Annotated in this window: 16 protein-coding genes; 3 read left to right on the top strand and 13 right to left on the bottom strand. The window is 30.9% G+C overall.

Going from position 1 to position 15,642, the window contains the following annotated elements; genetic code table 11:
- Position 1 precedes the first annotated feature (1 nt).
- Genes LN42_RS09640 through LN42_RS09620 form a run of 5 tightly spaced genes read right to left on the bottom strand, consistent with a single transcriptional unit; the run spans position 2 to position 4,278 of the window.
- Positions 2-853, bottom strand: coding sequence for a polyprenyl synthetase family protein (locus LN42_RS09640; protein ID WP_198029612.1), 852 nt, complete (start codon positions 851-853; stop codon positions 2-4).
- The gene (locus LN42_RS09635) at positions 843-1,391 is read right to left on the bottom strand and encodes a bifunctional nuclease family protein (protein ID WP_014297323.1); all 549 of its coding nucleotides are present in this window, start codon (positions 1,389-1,391) and stop codon (positions 843-845) included. The genes LN42_RS09640 and LN42_RS09635 overlap by 11 nt, the downstream gene beginning before the upstream one ends.
- The gene (locus LN42_RS09630) at positions 1,391-2,164 is read right to left on the bottom strand and encodes a 1-acyl-sn-glycerol-3-phosphate acyltransferase (RefSeq protein WP_083635693.1); all 774 of its coding nucleotides are present in this window, start codon (positions 2,162-2,164) and stop codon (positions 1,391-1,393) included. The genes LN42_RS09635 and LN42_RS09630 overlap by 1 nt, the downstream gene beginning before the upstream one ends.
- A complete protein-coding gene (thiI, locus tag LN42_RS09625) occupies positions 2,161-3,384 on the bottom strand; it encodes a tRNA uracil 4-sulfurtransferase ThiI (RefSeq protein ID WP_014297321.1) in 1,224 nt (407 codons plus the stop codon). Before thiI ends, LN42_RS09630 begins: the two co-directional genes overlap by 4 nt.
- Before the next feature lie 45 nt (positions 3,385-3,429).
- Positions 3,430-4,278, bottom strand: coding sequence for a YitT family protein (locus LN42_RS09620; RefSeq protein WP_014297320.1), 849 nt, complete (start codon positions 4,276-4,278; stop codon positions 3,430-3,432).
- Between the two features lie 149 nt (positions 4,279-4,427).
- On the opposite strand from LN42_RS09620, the gene LN42_RS09615 reads away from it, so the two are divergent.
- From LN42_RS09615 to ileS, 3 genes are read left to right on the top strand one after another with little or no spacing between them, the layout of a single operon-like run.
- Positions 4,428-7,181: an ATP-binding protein gene (locus LN42_RS09615; protein ID WP_014297319.1), complete on the top strand. Its 2,754-nt coding sequence runs from the start codon at positions 4,428-4,430 to the stop codon at positions 7,179-7,181.
- A 15-nt stretch (positions 7,182-7,196) separates the two neighbouring features.
- Positions 7,197-7,553, top strand: a complete 357-nt coding sequence (locus tag LN42_RS09610) for a response regulator (RefSeq protein WP_014297318.1) — start codon at positions 7,197-7,199, stop codon at positions 7,551-7,553.
- 15 nt (positions 7,554-7,568) lie between these two features.
- Positions 7,569-10,322 (top strand): isoleucine--tRNA ligase, encoded by a 2,754-nt coding sequence (gene ileS, locus LN42_RS09605; protein WP_075780742.1) that lies wholly within the window; start codon positions 7,569-7,571, stop codon positions 10,320-10,322.
- A 41-nt stretch (positions 10,323-10,363) separates the two neighbouring features.
- On the opposite strand, the gene LN42_RS09600 is transcribed toward ileS, so the two are convergent.
- The 8 genes from LN42_RS09600 to LN42_RS09565 all read right to left on the bottom strand — a co-directional run bounded on the left by LN42_RS09600 (position 10,364) and on the right by LN42_RS09565 (position 15,619).
- Positions 10,364-11,095 (bottom strand): SDR family oxidoreductase, encoded by a 732-nt coding sequence (locus tag LN42_RS09600; RefSeq protein WP_014297316.1) that lies wholly within the window; start codon positions 11,093-11,095, stop codon positions 10,364-10,366.
- A gap of 36 nt (positions 11,096-11,131) precedes the next feature.
- Entirely contained in the window at positions 11,132-11,464 is a 333-nt protein-coding gene (locus tag LN42_RS09595) for a hypothetical protein (protein WP_014297315.1), read from the bottom strand.
- 75 nt (positions 11,465-11,539) lie between these two features.
- Positions 11,540-11,956, bottom strand: a complete 417-nt coding sequence (locus tag LN42_RS09590; protein ID WP_014297314.1) for a biotin/lipoyl-containing protein — start codon at positions 11,954-11,956, stop codon at positions 11,540-11,542.
- Positions 11,957-11,963: 7 nt separating this feature from the next.
- Complete coding sequence (locus tag LN42_RS09585) at positions 11,964-12,338, bottom strand: OadG family transporter subunit (protein ID WP_050899166.1); 375 nt, start codon at positions 12,336-12,338, stop codon at positions 11,964-11,966.
- A 12-nt stretch (positions 12,339-12,350) separates the two neighbouring features.
- Positions 12,351-13,901 (bottom strand): acyl-CoA carboxylase subunit beta, encoded by a 1,551-nt coding sequence (locus tag LN42_RS09580; protein WP_014297312.1) that lies wholly within the window; start codon positions 13,899-13,901, stop codon positions 12,351-12,353.
- Between the two features lie 24 nt (positions 13,902-13,925).
- Entirely contained in the window at positions 13,926-14,330 is a 405-nt protein-coding gene (gene mce, locus LN42_RS09575; protein WP_041638618.1) for a methylmalonyl-CoA epimerase, read from the bottom strand.
- Positions 14,311-15,243 carry a methylmalonyl Co-A mutase-associated GTPase MeaB gene (gene meaB, locus LN42_RS09570; protein ID WP_014297310.1) on the bottom strand — a complete coding sequence of 311 codons (933 nt, stop codon included), beginning with the start codon at positions 15,241-15,243 and terminating at the stop codon, positions 14,311-14,313. Before meaB ends, mce begins: the two co-directional genes overlap by 20 nt.
- The gene (locus tag LN42_RS09565) at positions 15,221-15,619 is read right to left on the bottom strand and encodes a cobalamin B12-binding domain-containing protein (RefSeq protein WP_014297309.1); all 399 of its coding nucleotides are present in this window, start codon (positions 15,617-15,619) and stop codon (positions 15,221-15,223) included. The genes meaB and LN42_RS09565 overlap by 23 nt, the downstream gene beginning before the upstream one ends.
- Positions 15,620-15,642: the final 23 nt, after the last annotated feature.

Genomic DNA, 15,642 nt, shown 5'->3' with positions numbered 1-15,642 from the left:
TTTACTTCCTTTCAATTAGCTGTTTTATTTTTAATATCTCATTTGAAAAATCTTTAAAACCTAATTTCAATAATATATCATTTGCCTCTTTGAAAAGAAATTCAGCATAATTTTTAGCTTTTTCGTCTGAATATAGTGCTATTAAAGTAATTTTGTTTTCGTCATTATTTAAATCTTTTCCAACCTCTTCGAATTTGCCATATTTATCTTTTAAATCATCATATATTTGAAATGCAAGTCCAAAGTTTTTACCTGCTTTTTTCATTAATTGATATTCCTCTTTAAGATCCTTTAAATAAGGAATTACACCAAACGAAAATTCAAATAACGCCGATGTTTTTTTTCTATACATTTCTTCAACAGATTTTTGCGATGGTAATATCATGCCTCTTTCAAATGCTACATCAAGAGCTTCTCCTTGTATAAGATCTAACATAATTTCACTGAAAAATCCTGTTAATTTATATGATTCATCTATAGAAAAATTATTGGAAAACACCTTAAATGGAATAACAAATCCTGCATCCCCTGTAAGTATGGCCTGCCATTCTGAAAATTGCTTGTGATTGGTTAATTTTCCACGCCTATAATTACTATTATCTATTGCCGGTAAATCATCATGAATTAACGATGCAGTATGTAATATTTCTACAGCAAAACCTATTCTAAGCAATTTTTCCTCTTCTATATTATAATATCGTCCAATATTATATATTATCCATGGCCTTAATCTTTTTCCTCCAGCAAAAAAAGAATATTTAAAAGGTTTTTCTATTTCTTCAAGCAAATTTAGTTCAGAAAAAATCTCTTCTGCCTTTTTTTCAAAAATCTCTTTAAACTCTTTAATCTCCATCTTCTTTCTTCCCTTCATCAAAGAAATGTTTTTTTATCATATCAATATCAAAATTCTCTATAAATTCTTTAAATTCCTTTCTTTTTTCTCTCTCTTCATCTGTTTCTTCATCATCACGTTCACCAATTGGAATAAAGGATATATCTATGCCATTTTCTATGATTATAGAATCTTTAATATATATTGGAACTCTCGTTTTTACAGCCATTATTATTGCATCTGAAGGTCTTGAATCATATATTAATTCATCACCATCTTTTTCAAAAACTATATTGGCATAATATATGTCTTTCTCCATATTTATTATTTCTACTCTTTCAACTGTATATCCCTCATTCTCTAAAAATTTTAAAAATAAATCATGTGTAAGCGGTCTTGGCGTTTTTTGCTCGTTTATAGATAATGCAAGATAAGTTGCTTCACAGGCTCCTATCCATATTGGAATTCCTATATTTGTATTTTCTATTCTTAAAAAGATTACCGGAGAGTTGGATACTTTATCTAACCCCATTGTAATTACATCTACCTTTTTAAACATTAAACCACTTCCTCAAATTCTTCCTTTTTATTCACTTTTGAGGCAATTAATTTATATATATAATCCCTTAATTCAGCTTCGCTACCAAATTCTTCAGGATTTACAGGCTTAAATATAGTGATGTTTATTGGGTGTGGTGTAATATATAAACGTCCCTTTTTAGCAATTTCATAGGCTCCATCAATTGCAACAGGTAATATTTTTACCTTATATCTGTATGGAATCATCAATGAGCCACGTTTAAATGGCTTAACTTCACCATCTAAGGTTCTTGTCCCTTCTGGAAATAAAACAAGTTTCTGGCCATCTATTAATTTTTTTCGCAGTTCTCTTAATGCTTTTGCACTTTGAGTTGCATTCCCTCTTTCAATAAATACAGATCCCAATGCCTCAATAAAAAATGAAACAATAGGAACTTTAGAAAGCTCTTTCTTTGCTATAAACGCTGTTGGGAATACATATCCTATTATAAGAGGAATATCAAGTAAACTTTGATGATTTGCCACTATCATATACGCTTCATCGCCCATTTGAGACAGATCAAATTCACTTTCTACATATACCTTAACTCCCATTAACTTAAATGCATTTTTCCCAAATTTTTTTAAAACATTTATAATATATTCTTCTGCCTTTTCTTTTCCTTTTGTTTTTTCTATGATTTTAGATCTGATTATAACCCAGGTACCATAAATTCCAACATACCATATTAATCCCAGATAAAACCATATTGTTAATAAAATCCTTTTAAAAAACAGCACTATTTTATTCACTTATCCACCACCTCTCTCTCATGAAAGATGTATTTTTCCTCTACTTCCCCGTTTTTAATAACATATACAATGCTATTTTTTATTGCTTCTTCTTCTAAAATTTCAAGATTTTCTATTCTTTCTTCGTATTTTTTCATTTTGTCCGGAAATGATTTTGTAGCTGGTTTTTTAGGTAAAAATGCCACACAGCTATCATTATATGGCCATATAGAAATGTCATAAGTTCCAATTTCCTTTGATTTATTAACAATATCAAGCTTCTCAAAAGCCAATAATGGCCTTAAAATCAACATATCAGTTGCGTCTGAAATGGATATCATATTTTCCAGTGTTTGTGAAGCCACCTGACCTATATTTTCACCTGTAATTAATGCCTGAGAACCACTTTTTTTAGCAATAATTGTTGCAATTCTCATCATTGATCTTCTCTGCAAAATCAACGAATATGATTCAACGTTAATATTCTTTATAGCCTTTTGAACTTCAGTGAAAGGAATTATATAATGATAGAATTTAAATGGATAATACGTACTTAAAACTTTACTCAACTCCACTAATTTCATAACAGTTTTTTCACTATTATTAGGCGGACTATAGAAAGAAATAGCATTCATCTTCATTCCACGTTTCATCATCATCCATGCAGCCACAGGACTATCAATACCACCAGATAATAAAATACTTGCTTTTCCTCCTGCACCTACAGGATATCCAGCATGACATTCAAGATTTTCAAAATACACAAATGCCATTTCATGTCTTATTTCAATTCTTATTAAATAATCAGGATTATGAACATCAACCTTCATCCCAGGAAATTTTTCAAGTATTTCTGCACCAATATCTTTATTTAAATCAAAGCTTCTAATAGGAAACATTTTATCAACACGTCTCGTATCAACCTTAAATGTACCTGATTCTATATTTTTTTCTTTTAATAAACTTATTATTTTATTTTTTATATCTTCATAATCCTTTTCAACCTTTACAGCTGGAGATATTGACTTTATACCAAAAACCTTTTTTATTCTATTTAACATTTCATCATTTATTTTTTTATTATCCTTTGGAATAATTATGATTCTACCATAAATCTTCTTTGCATTTACTTCATGATTCAATTGAAGTACTATATTATTCATTAATTTATTCTCAAACACATTTCTATTTTTCCCTTTCGTTCCTATTTCACTATATTTTATAACAACAAAATCGTACATTAAAATATTCCTCCTTAATTTTATTTCATATTAATTATATCATATTTAAACTCTCAATTTTTCAAATCCAAAACCATAAACACCTGTTGCAGAAGTCATGGAAACAAATGCATTTTTATCGTTATTTTTTATTATTTTTAATACAGTTGGCAATTCGCGTCTTCTTACTATTGTAAGAATAACATTTTTATTTTCTTTTGTATACCAACCCATGCCAGGTAAGATTGTTACCCCTCTTCCAAGAGTTGATGTAATTTCATCTGCTATAGCTTTATAATTATTGCTGAATATGAAGAGCTGAACAGAAGATTTTTCACCTTCAAGCACAAGATCTGTTGCATACCCAGCAATAGCCATCGTCACATAACCATATATAATTTTTTCAAATGAACCAAATACAAAAAATGAACTACCTATAATCAATACATCAAATAAAAATAGTGTTCGTCCTGGACTGAGATTTTTATATTTATTTATAATCATAATAATAATTTCTGTTCCACCAGTGGTTCCTCCTGCAAGAAAAACTATACCTACACCACTTCCAAGTAGTATTCCGCCAATAACCACTGATAAAAATTGATCATTTATAATAGGAGAATGAAAATAGTTCTGCAGCAAGGTAATGAAAAATGAAGAAGCAGCAATTCCATATATAGTTTTAAAACCAAAGGATTTGCCTATAATTCTCATTGCAATGAAAATAAGAATTACGTTCATGGCGAGATAACTTAAACCAACTGGAATACCGGTAATGTAATAAATCATTGTACCAACACCATTTAATCCCCCACCAACTATTTTCCAGGGAATTAGAAACAATGTCCAACCAAGAGCATTTATAAATGTACCTATTGTTATTAACAATACCTCTTTTAAAACTTCTTTTTTCACTAAAATCACCTCCAATAAAAAATACAATTAATTATATCAAAATAATTTTAATTTATGATTTTTATTGTTAAAAAATTGCTTTTTTTATAGTATAATAAAGACAGAGAGTTTAATTTGTCCCTTAATTTATAAAATCCGGGAGTGATTATATGCTTAATAACTTACTCAGAAGTTTTTCAAATGAACCTCCTACTAAACTTTTAAAAACCATATTGAATAATACTGCAAAAAGTCTGGCTGAAAAGTTCAATACAGATATTTTTATATTTATCCATGAACCGCCAAGAAATCTAATAAAACTTCTTGGTGCATCAAATGATTGTCAGGCAATTGAAAAATTTAAAATTTATTTTTCTGATAATAAGGGATTATATGAGTCTCTTTTAAAAAATCAGATTTTTAAAATAACTGTAGGTGATTTTGAAGAATTGCATTGTTTAAAATATAATGAAATTTTTTTAATTCCTATTAATATAAATGATTCTTTAATAGGTGCTTTCGGTGTCCCAAAGCACTTTTCAGAAAAAGAATTGGAAAAATTTCACGAAGAAACTATAAGCTATAGCGTTATTCTGAAAATGACCATGGAGTTTCTTGTACTTGAAGAAACAAGAAACAGACTTGATTACGTGGAAAAAATAACTGATTTATTTGAAAATATCCTTGATGAAAAAAAATTAATGAAAGAAATATTAAAAACAATTCAAGATATGCTTCATGCTGAAGGTGTTATTTTCTGGAAATATGAGGGAAATAAACTTATATTAAAAGAATATACTGGATTTAAAGAAGAAGTTATTTCAGATATGATGCTTGATACCGAATCTTCTCTTGAAGGAATGGCAATAAAAAATAAAAAACCTTTTCTTGTTGTTGGAAGAAAAAGATTTAAAGAGTTTAAAATTCCTATAGCTAAAGAGTTACTTTCAGCATTATACGCTCCTATATTAATTGATAACATTGAATATGGAGTGATAAGTGTATATAATCGTGAGGAAGGATACGGATTCAGACCTTATAAACATTTTGATGAATTTGATTTATCTTCATTAAGAAATATCACAAGACGTCTTGGTCTGGCTTTAAGCAGGATATATTTATATGATAAATTAAAAGACGAAATAGAAAAACTTATTACATTAAAACAAAATCATGAAAATCTTATAAAAGTGCAACGAGACCATCTTGATAAACTTAATTCACTTCATAAAATCAGTCAGGCTGTTAGAACAACTTTCGATAAGACTAATGCTATAAAAATTATGCTTATGGGGTTAACAAGCGTTAGAGGTTTAAAATTTAATAGGGCTTTATATTTAGAAAGAGATAGAGTTCGAGGAATTTTAATACCTAAAATATGGATTGGTCCCGCAGATGATGACGATGTTGAAGCAATATGGAAAAACGCCAATAAAAGAGCTTTAAAATATGGTGATATTGTTCAATATTTAAGAGAAGAGGCAATACAATTACCGACTAATAATAAATTAACCGAAAGTGTTAAAAATAAGGTTATTGTTTATAAGGGACAGACAATTTTAGAAAGAGCCGTAACCAAAAAACATATTATTCATGTTGTTCCGCAAATGCTAAAATTTAAAAAAGATGAATTGCAATACTTATATGATATTATTCAGTATGATGAATTTGTTATTATTCCAATTACAGGAAAATGGGAAACAAAAGGTATTGTTATTGCAGATAATAAATTCACAGGACAGGAAATTTCTGCTACGGATATTGAAATTTTAAGATTATTCCAGGATAGTATAGGGTTATCTATAGAAACCATTGAAAATTACGAAGAATTAAAGGAAAAAACAAAGTCACTTGAAGAACAAAAAAATCTTATAGATTTTTATAGACGTTTTAATGAAAATATACTCCAAAATCTCGCCATGGCTGTTATTGTTATTGACAGAAAAGGTAAAATATTAGAATGGAATAAAAAGGCAGAAGTTTTTTTTGATAAGCCTCGCGAGCATGTAATAGGAGAGACAACTGATATTTTATATGAAAAACTTGGAGCAGATGTTGTTAATTCAATTGAAAGCATTTTTTTCACCCGTGAAGAAATGAAAATGCCAAAATATATAATCTCCACAGGCGATGAAGAAAAAGTTTTCGATATTCAACTTTCACCTTTATGGAACAGAGATTTAGATGTAATCGAAGGAGTTATTGTTACTTTTGATGATGTTACTGAAAATTATAAAATGGAAAAGGAAATTGCAAGAAGAGAAAAATTAGCGGCAATTGGTGAAATGACAGCAAGAGTGGCTCATGAAATAAAAAATCCTTTGACTATTATAGGCGGTTTTGTAAATAGGATGATGAAAAAACTGGATAACCCTGAAAAAATAAAACAGTATTCAAATATTATAAAAGATGAGTTAGAGCGTCTTGAAAGCATTGTTTCTGAAATTTTAGAATTTAGTAGAGGTAGTAGAATACCGACATTTGAAATTGTTGATATGAATGAAATGATAGATGAAATAATAATAATGTACCATGATTTTTTAAGTCAAAAAAATTTAGATTTGAAATTTGAGAAAATGTTTGATAAAATAGAGGTAAAATGTGATAGAAGCAGAGTAAAACAGGTACTTATTAATTTAATAAAAAATGCCATAGAGGCCACTAATGATGGTGATTATATTAAAATAAAAACAGGATATGAAAACAATTACGCATTTTTTGAAATTGAAAATAATGGTGATCCAATACCAGAAGATGTACAACAAAAGATATTCTCTCCGTTTTTTACCACAAAAGTTCAGGGAACAGGTTTAGGATTGCCTATATGTAAAAAGATAATAGAAGAAGAACATAAAGGTAAACTTTATTTAGTAAAATCAGATGAACAATCTACTGTATTTAGATTTGAAATTCCTTTAAATTAAAAGGGAGGGGTTAAAATGGCAAGAATTTTAATCGTTGACGACGAAGATAATATAAGATTATTATTAAAGGAAGAATTGGAAGATTCCGGTTTTGAAGTTGTAGAGGCAAATGGCGCAAAAAAAGCTCTTGAAATTCTTTCAAATGATCAGAATTTCGATGTTATATCTCTTGATATTGAAATGCCAGAAATGAATGGCCTTGAACTTGCAAGCGAAATTAGAAAAAAATACCCGGATAAAAAGATCGTTTTAATGACAGCTTATAGTCATTACAAAAGCGATATGGCTTCATGGGCTGCAGATGCATATGTTGTAAAATCACTTGATCTTACTGAATTTAAAGAAACAATAAATAGACTTTTAAATATGTGATGGAGGTGTGTTAAATTGGATTATAAGGATACTTTGAACTTACCAAAAACGCCTTTTAGTATGAAGGCAAACTTAAAAAAGAAAGAACCAGAAACATTAAAAAAATGGGAAGAAATGGATCTCGAACATTATGTAAGAAAAGAAAGAGAAAAGGCTCCTGTGTATATTTTGCACGATGGACCTCCATATGCAAATGGTCATATTCATATTGGACACGTATTAAATAAGATTTTAAAGGATATAATTATTAAATATAAAACTATGCAGGGGTTTAATGCTCCTTATGTCCCTGGCTGGGATACTCATGGATTACCAATAGAACATAAGGTTACAACAGAACTTGGCGACAAAGCAAAACAAATGTCAAAATTAGAAATAAGAAAATTATGTGAAAAATACGCTCTTGATTTCGTAAAAATTCAAAAAGAAGAATTTAAAAGATTGGGAGTTAGAGGAGATTGGGAACACCCTTATGTAACTCTTGAACCTGCTTATGAAGCAAAAGTACTTGGAATAGTAAAAAAACTTACTGAAGACGGAAATATTTTTAGAAGCAAAAAACCTATATATTGGTGTCCAAGTTGTGAAACAGCATTAGCCGAAGCAGAAATAGAATATCATGACCATACATCCCCATCAATATATGTAAAGTTTGAAATGGAAGATGAACCAGGTACATATATTGTAATCTGGACAACAACACCATGGACATTACCTGCTAATGTTGCAATTGCCCTTCACCCTGAATATGATTATGTAAAAATCTCTGTTGGTGAAGAAAAATGGATTCTTGCAGAAGCATTAGTGGAAAATTTAATGAAGGTTGCAGGTATTGAAAAATATGAAGTACTTGAAAAATTCAAGGGAAAAGATCTCGAATACAAAAAGGCTAAACATCCATTTATGGATAGAGAATCATTAATTGTATTGGCTGATTATGTAACTCTTGAAGATGGTACAGGGTGTGTTCATACAGCTCCTGGACATGGTGCTGATGACTATCAAACTGGTTTAAGATACAAACTTCCTGTATTGTCTCCAGTAAACCATGAAGGCGTATTTACAAATGAAGCTGGCAAATATGCTGGCTTACATATATGGAAAGCAAATAAGATTATTATTGAAGATTTAAAAGAATCTGGTCATTTAATTGCAAGAGCAGATATTACTCACTCTTATCCACATTGTTGGAGATGTAAAAACCCTGTTATCTTCAGAGCTACAGAACAATGGTTCATCTCTGTAGACTCTAATAATCTCAGACAAAAAGCTCTCGATGAAATTAAAAATGTAGAATGGATTCCAGAATGGGGAGAAAATAGAATCACCGCCATGGTTCAGGACAGACCTGATTGGTGTATTTCAAGACAGAGAGCATGGGGTATTCCAATACCTGCATTATACTGTGAAGATTGTGGTGAAACATTCCTCGATCCAGAAGTATTGGATAAAGTAATAGAAATAGTTGAAAAAGAAGGTACAAATGCATGGTATGAAAGACCTGTAGAGGATTTCTTACCAGAAGGCTATAAATGTCCAAAATGCGGAGGAACACATTTCAAAAAAGAAGAAGATATTCTTGATGTATGGATCGACTCAGGTTCATCATGGGATGCTGTAGTAAATGTAAGGGAAGACCTTGGTAAATATCCTGTTGATCTTTATCTTGAAGGTACAGACCAGCATAGAGGTTGGTTCCAGAGTTCATTATTCCTTTCAGTTGCAAAAAATGGCAAAGCACCATTTAAAGCTGTATTAACTCATGGTTTTATAAAGGATAAAGATGGAAGAAAGATGTCAAAATCCCTCGGTAATGTTATAAGCCCATTTGATGTTATAGATAAATATGGTGCAGACATTTTAAGACTCTGGGTTGCTTCAAGTGATTACAGAGGAGATATAAAGGTTTCATTTGAAATCTTAAAACAGCAAACAGAAGTATACAGAAAATATAGAAATACAATAAGGTTCTTATTAGGAAATACATCTGACTTTGATCCTGAAGTAGATGCTGTTCCATACGAAGAAATGGAAGAATTGGATAAATGGGCAATGATGAAGATTCATCAGTTAATTAAAAAGGTAACCGAAGCCTATGAAAATTATGAATTCTTCAGGGTTCATCATTTAATTAATAATTTCTGTACAGTAGAAATGAGTTCTATGTACCTTGATATAATTAAAGACAGAATTTATACAGAATTACCAAAATCAAGATTAAGAAGATCTGCACAAACTGTAATGTATGAAGCTCTTGTAGCTTTAACAAAATTAATGGTTCCATTACTTGCATTTACAACAGAAGAAATATATTCTTATTTACCAACTAAAAAATATGAAACTGTTCAGCTTGAAGAATGGCCAGAAGTAAACGAAAAATACTTTGATAAAGAACTTGAAGAAAAATGGAATAAAATATTCCAGTTGAGAGAAGACGTAACAAAAGCACTTGAAGAAAAGAGAAGAGAAAAATTCATTGGACATCCACTTGATGCCAAAATCATTGTTGAACCAAAATCAGAAGAATTAAAAGAAATTTTGGCTTCTTACGATCCATACTTTGTCGCTGATCTATTTATTACTTCACAATTTGAATTGGGAAGTGTTGATGAAGGTTATGAAGGTGAATTTGCAAAAGTTAAAGTTGTAAAAGCAGAAGGAAAGAAATGTGAAAGATGTTGGAAAATACATCCAGAAGTTGGAAATAACGAAAAGTACCCTGACGCTTGTCCAAGATGTATTGCTGTTTTAGAAGAATTAAATAAATAATAAAATAAAAAATGCTGGTCTTCTTGACCAGCATTTTTATTTTATAATGGAAACTTTGCCAATCCACCATCAACTAATAATGTTTGACCATTTATATAAGATGCTTTTTCTGAGGAAAGGAAGATTACTGCATTTGCAATTTCTTCAGGTTCTGCCATTCTTTTTAAAGGTATGTTATTTGCTATTTGAATTTCCTTTTCCTTGTTTACCAATTCCTTTACCCTTTCTGTTTTTGTCCAACCTGGTGCAACAGCATTAAAGGTTATATTATACTTTCCGTATTCTAATGATAATGTCTTCATTAAACCTGTTATTCCCAATCTAATACTATTTGAAACATACAGATTTTCTATAGGTGTTTTTACAGATAACGAAGTTAAAAAAACAACTCTTCCCCAATTTTTTTCTTTCATTTTAGGCAAAAAATAATTCAATATTCTCACAGTACTCATAAAATTTTGTTCAAATGCATAATACCATTCCTTTTCTGAAGTTTCCTCAAAATATCCGGATTTTGGACCTCCGGCATTTAAAAATATTACATCAGGAACACCATATTTTTCTTCAAATTCCTTCATCATAAAATCTATTTCTTCTTTTTTGGATAAATCACATTTTATATAAGGTAATCCTGTATTTTTTAATTTTTCTTCATTTCTTGATACTACAACCGGTTTAGCATTTTCCAATTCAAATCCTTTTGCTACTGCTTTTCCTATGCCAGAACTCCCTGCTGTAACCAACACTATTTTATCTTTTAATCCTAAATCCATATTGTTCCCCCCTTATTTTGATAAAAAAGAGCGAGATTATAAAAGTTCTCGCTCTTTTTTTAATAATTCATCTGTATTTACTCTTGTCCCAAATTTTATAATTCTCGTATTGTTATTACATTTTGGACACGGAATAGAACTACTTATATCTATCTTTTCTAAATATTCACCACTTTCACACTTTGGACATACAGGATTATACTTTTCCACAGAACCTGTCCAATAACTTGACTTTACCTTAAAAGAAAATATTTCTCTACATCTTTTGCATTTATAATGCGAAAACTCTTCCTCTGCATGTTGCTCTTCCTGTTCCAGTGTAAATTCATATCCACAAAGATCGCATTTATATGTAAAGAAGACGCTCACTTATTTACATCCCCCTTTCTTTTTGCGAAAACTACTTTAATTGTAATAGAAAGGGGTTAACAAAAGTTTAAAATCTTATGAAATAATTATTAAATCCTGATCTCCTTCTATGCTATCTCCTTTTTTAACAAGTATGCTTTCAACAACTCCATCATAATCACTTAATATTTCGTTTTCCATTTTCATTGCTTCAATAACCAATAACTTTTGCCCTTTTGTAACCCTTGCACCTTCTGCAACATTTATATCAACAACAACTCCTGGTAATGGAGCTTTAACTACATTTTTACCAGCTGGTGCTGTTGAAGCAGGTTTTGATGGTGCTGGCTGTGGAGCTGGTTGTGGTTTAGGTGCTGGAGCAGGTGCTGTTGCTGGTTTTGGTGCTGGAGCTACTGGTTGTGAAACTGTCTGTGATGAGCTTTCTACTCCTAATTCTTCAACTTCAACCTCGTATGATTTTCCATTTACCTTTACATTGAATTTTCTAATCATCTCTATTCTACCTCCCGATCTTTTTTACTCGCCAAACTGTAGCGGCTGGTAATTTTCCCCACATGCTTACGGTTCTTGATTTTAAATTATTTTTATTTACTTTAATATTATTTATTTTAAATCTATTATGCCCTAACATGGCTGTAATAGCTCCCATAATAGCTGCAACTACTTCTTCATCTTCATCAAATTCTTCAGACTTTATTGCTGCTGGAGCTGTTACAGGTTTTGGATTTGTATGTGGTATATTAATTTCACGTTTTACTTCTCTATTGTTCCCTTTAGAAAAATATTTAAATAGAATAAAGAAACCACTCAGGATTGCAAGAACTAAAAATACTATAATAATGCCCACTATTGTTATTCCCAATACATCACTCATAATATCACCAACTTATAATGGAATATTTCCATGTTTTTTATTCGGTCTTGCTTCTGCCTTGGTTTCTGCAACAAACAATGATTGAATTAATATTTTTCTTGTATCTTTTGGATCTATTACATCTTCAATATAACCTCTTGATGCTGCTACATATGGATTTGCAAATTCTTTTTTATATTCTTCAATCTTTTCTTTTCTTACCTGTTCAGGATTTTCTGCATTCTGTATATCTTTCCTGAAGATAATATTTGCAGCACCTTCAGATCCCATAACGGCTATTTCTGCTGTTGGCCATGCATAGACAAAGTCTGAACCTATATGCTGTGAAGCCATTGCAATATATGCTCCACCATATGCTTTTCTTAAGATAACTGTTAATTTTGGCACTGTTGCTTCACTATATGCATATAATAATTTAGCTCCATGTCTGATTATTCCACCGTGTTCCTGACTTACCCCTGGCAAGAATCCCGGAGTATCAACAAATGTTACAATTGGAATATTAAATGCGTCACAGAATCTAATAAATCTTGCAGCTTTATCTGATGAGTTTATATCCAATGAACCTGCAAGAACCTTAGGCTGATTTGCTATAATTCCTACACTTTTTCCACCTAATCTTGCAAACCCAACTACAATATTCGGTGCAAAGTATTTGTGTACTTCAAAAAATGTTCCTTCATCCATTACTAAATTTATTATATCCCTTACATCATATCCTTTTTTAGGATTAGGAGAAACAATATCATATATTTTTTCAGGTAGTTCCACGCTGTCAAAATCTGTTTCCTCTGGTGTTTCAAGATTATTTGAAGGTATATATGATAGTAGTTTTTTTATTATTTCTGTTGCTTCCTGATCTGAAGAAGCTACAAAGTGTGCTACACCACTTTTTGCATTGTGAGTCATAGCCCCACCCAATGCTTCTTTATCAACACTTTCTCCTGTTACCGCTTTTATTACCTGAGGACCTGTAATAAACATCTGCGATGTGTTTTCAACCATAATTATAAAATCTGTTATTGCTGGTGAATATACTGCACCACCTGCACATGGACCGGCAATAACAGTAATCTGTGGTATTACACCAGATGCAAGTGTATTTCTATAAAATATTCCACCATAACCATATAAAGAATCTACACCTTCCTGAATTCTTGCTCCTCCGGAATCATTAATACCTATTATTGGCATTCCATATTTCATTGCCATATCCTGGAGTTTCATTATTTTCTTGGCATGCATTTCACCAAGAGAACCACCCTGAACTGTAAAATCCTGTGAATAAATAGCAACTTTTTTACCGTTTATTGTTCCAATTCCTGTTACAACACCATCATATGGAAATGACTTTTTATCCAATCCAAAATTTGTACTTCTATGTTTTACAAATAAATCTGTTTCTACAAATGAACCTTCATCTACTAGTAACTCGATTCTCTCTCTGGCGGTTAATTTACCCAATTTATGTTGTTTCTCGATTCTTTCTTTTCCGCCACCTTCGTAGAGCTTTTCTCTTCTTTTCAGGAATTCTTCGTAAATTTCCTGGAATTTTTCGTCCATTAAACAACACTCCTTTCGAGGTAATTATCTATGTTCAACTAATTCTGTAAGCACTCCATTGGTTGTTTTTGGATGTAAAAATGCAACCTTTGTATTGTGTGCTCCATCTTTTGGCTCATCGCTAAGCGGTTTTATTCCCAACTCTTTTGATTTATTTATCATTTCCTGAACATTATCAACAGCATATGCTATATGATGAATACCTTCTCCTCTTTTAGCAAGAAATCCAGAAATTTCAGAGTTTTCATTTAATGGTTCTAACAATTCAATTCTTGTCTCACCAACCTGAACAAAAACCACTCTAAGCCCTCTATCTTCTAAAACTTCTTCACCAGTAACTTCTAATTCAAGAAGATTTTTATAGAGATTTAATGCTTTATCAATTGATTTTACAGCTATACCAATATGATCAATCTTTTTCATTTTCATCCACCTCACAGATAGATTTTAGTATTTCTTTTTTTAATTCTACCATATTTTCAAAATTAAAACTATAGTTTTCTATCATATTGTCAATATTTCTTATTATTGAACTCCTTACTCTTCTTTTCATTCTTCTTTTTTTTCTATATTCGTATTCTCCAGAGAGTTTTAACTCTTCAAAGTGTTTATTTATCCAGCTAATGCTCTCCTTTATTCCTTCATTTCTGATAGAACTTACAGGAAGTATTGTTCTTGATTTCGACTCATTTTCAAGAGCAAGTGTATTTTTTAATTGTATCATAAATTTATTTGATTCTGGCAAATCCATTTTATTTATTACATATGCATCTGCTATTTCCATTATTCCTGCTTTAAACATCTGTATTTCATCGCCAGTATTTGGAGATAATACCAGCATTATGGTATCTGCAACGAATATTATCTCTATTTCTGACTGCCCTGCACCAACTGTTTCTATGATTATTTTGTCAAAACCAAATGATTTCATTACATCAACTATATCATAAACTGAATCACAAAGTCCTCCAACACTGCCTCTTGAAGCAACACTTCGAATATAAACATTTTCCTTGCTTGAAATATTTCTCATTCTTATTCTGTCGCCAAGAAAGGCTCCACCTGTAAAAGGACTCGAAGGATCTATTGCCAGAACTCCTACCTTTAATCCTTCTTTTGCCCATTCATTAACAAGTTTGGAAACATATGTGCTTTTTCCTGCACCTGGACTTCCCGTTATTCCAATAATTTGAGTATCCTTTGAAGGTTCTGGTAATTGTTCTATTATTTCCCAGGCGTAATTTATATTATTTTCAACAAGTGAAATTATCTTTGCAAGCGCATATTTCTCACCATTTTTAAAGTTTTCAATCAGGTTTTCAAGCTTTTTTTGAATTTGCAATTTCCCTCACCTTGCTAATAATTACTTCTAATGATGTACCTGGACCAAACACTTCTTTTATTCCCATTTCTTTTAATGCCGGTATATCGTCTTCAGGAATAATTCCTCCAAGAAATACCGGTATATCTGCATTTTTTTCTTTTAATAAGTTTAAGACCTTTTCACATAATTTCATGTGCGCTCCAGATAAAATAGAAAGACCTATAATATCAACATCTTCTTCCATTGCTGTATTTACTATATCTTCAGGTGTTTGTCTTATACCTGTATATATTACTTCCATACCTGCATCTCTTAAAGCTCTTGCAACTACTTTTGCACCTCTATCATGACCATCTAATCCTGGTTTTCCTACCAAAACCCTGATTTTTTCCATTTTTATGTCCTCCTCTTATTATT

Source organism: Marinitoga sp. 1137 (assembly GCF_001941525.1).
Lineage (GTDB): Bacteria > Thermotogota > Thermotogae > Petrotogales > Petrotogaceae > Marinitoga > Marinitoga piezophila.
The sequence above is the reverse complement of the archived record's forward strand: the minus strand, read 5'-3'. Positions and strand labels throughout refer to the sequence as shown.

Coding starts and splice junctions, on each gene's coding strand:
- LN42_RS09590 (WP_014297314.1), bottom strand. CDS start 11,956: ATGATTAGAAAATTCAATGTAAAGGTAAATGGAAAATCATACGAGGTT.
- LN42_RS09580 (WP_014297312.1), bottom strand. CDS start 13,901: ATGGACGAAAAATTCCAGGAAATTTACGAAGAATTCCTGAAAAGAAGA.
- LN42_RS09640 (WP_198029612.1), bottom strand. CDS start 853: ATGGAGATTAAAGAGTTTAAAGAGATTTTTGAAAAAAAGGCAGAAGAG.
- LN42_RS09585 (WP_050899166.1), bottom strand. CDS start 12,338: ATGAGTGATGTATTGGGAATAACAATAGTGGGCATTATTATAGTATTT.
- LN42_RS09635 (WP_014297323.1), bottom strand. CDS start 1,391: ATGTTTAAAAAGGTAGATGTAATTACAATGGGGTTAGATAAAGTATCC.
- LN42_RS09610 (WP_014297318.1), top strand. CDS start 7,197: ATGGCAAGAATTTTAATCGTTGACGACGAAGATAATATAAGATTATTA.
- LN42_RS09565 (WP_014297309.1), bottom strand. CDS start 15,619: ATGGAAAAAATCAGGGTTTTGGTAGGAAAACCAGGATTAGATGGTCAT.
- thiI (WP_014297321.1), bottom strand. CDS start 3,384: ATGTACGATTTTGTTGTTATAAAATATAGTGAAATAGGAACGAAAGGG.
- LN42_RS09600 (WP_014297316.1), bottom strand. CDS start 11,095: ATGGATTTAGGATTAAAAGATAAAATAGTGTTGGTTACAGCAGGGAGT.
- LN42_RS09615 (WP_014297319.1), top strand. CDS start 4,428: ATGCTTAATAACTTACTCAGAAGTTTTTCAAATGAACCTCCTACTAAA.
- mce (WP_041638618.1), bottom strand. CDS start 14,330: ATGAAAATGAAAAAGATTGATCATATTGGTATAGCTGTAAAATCAATT.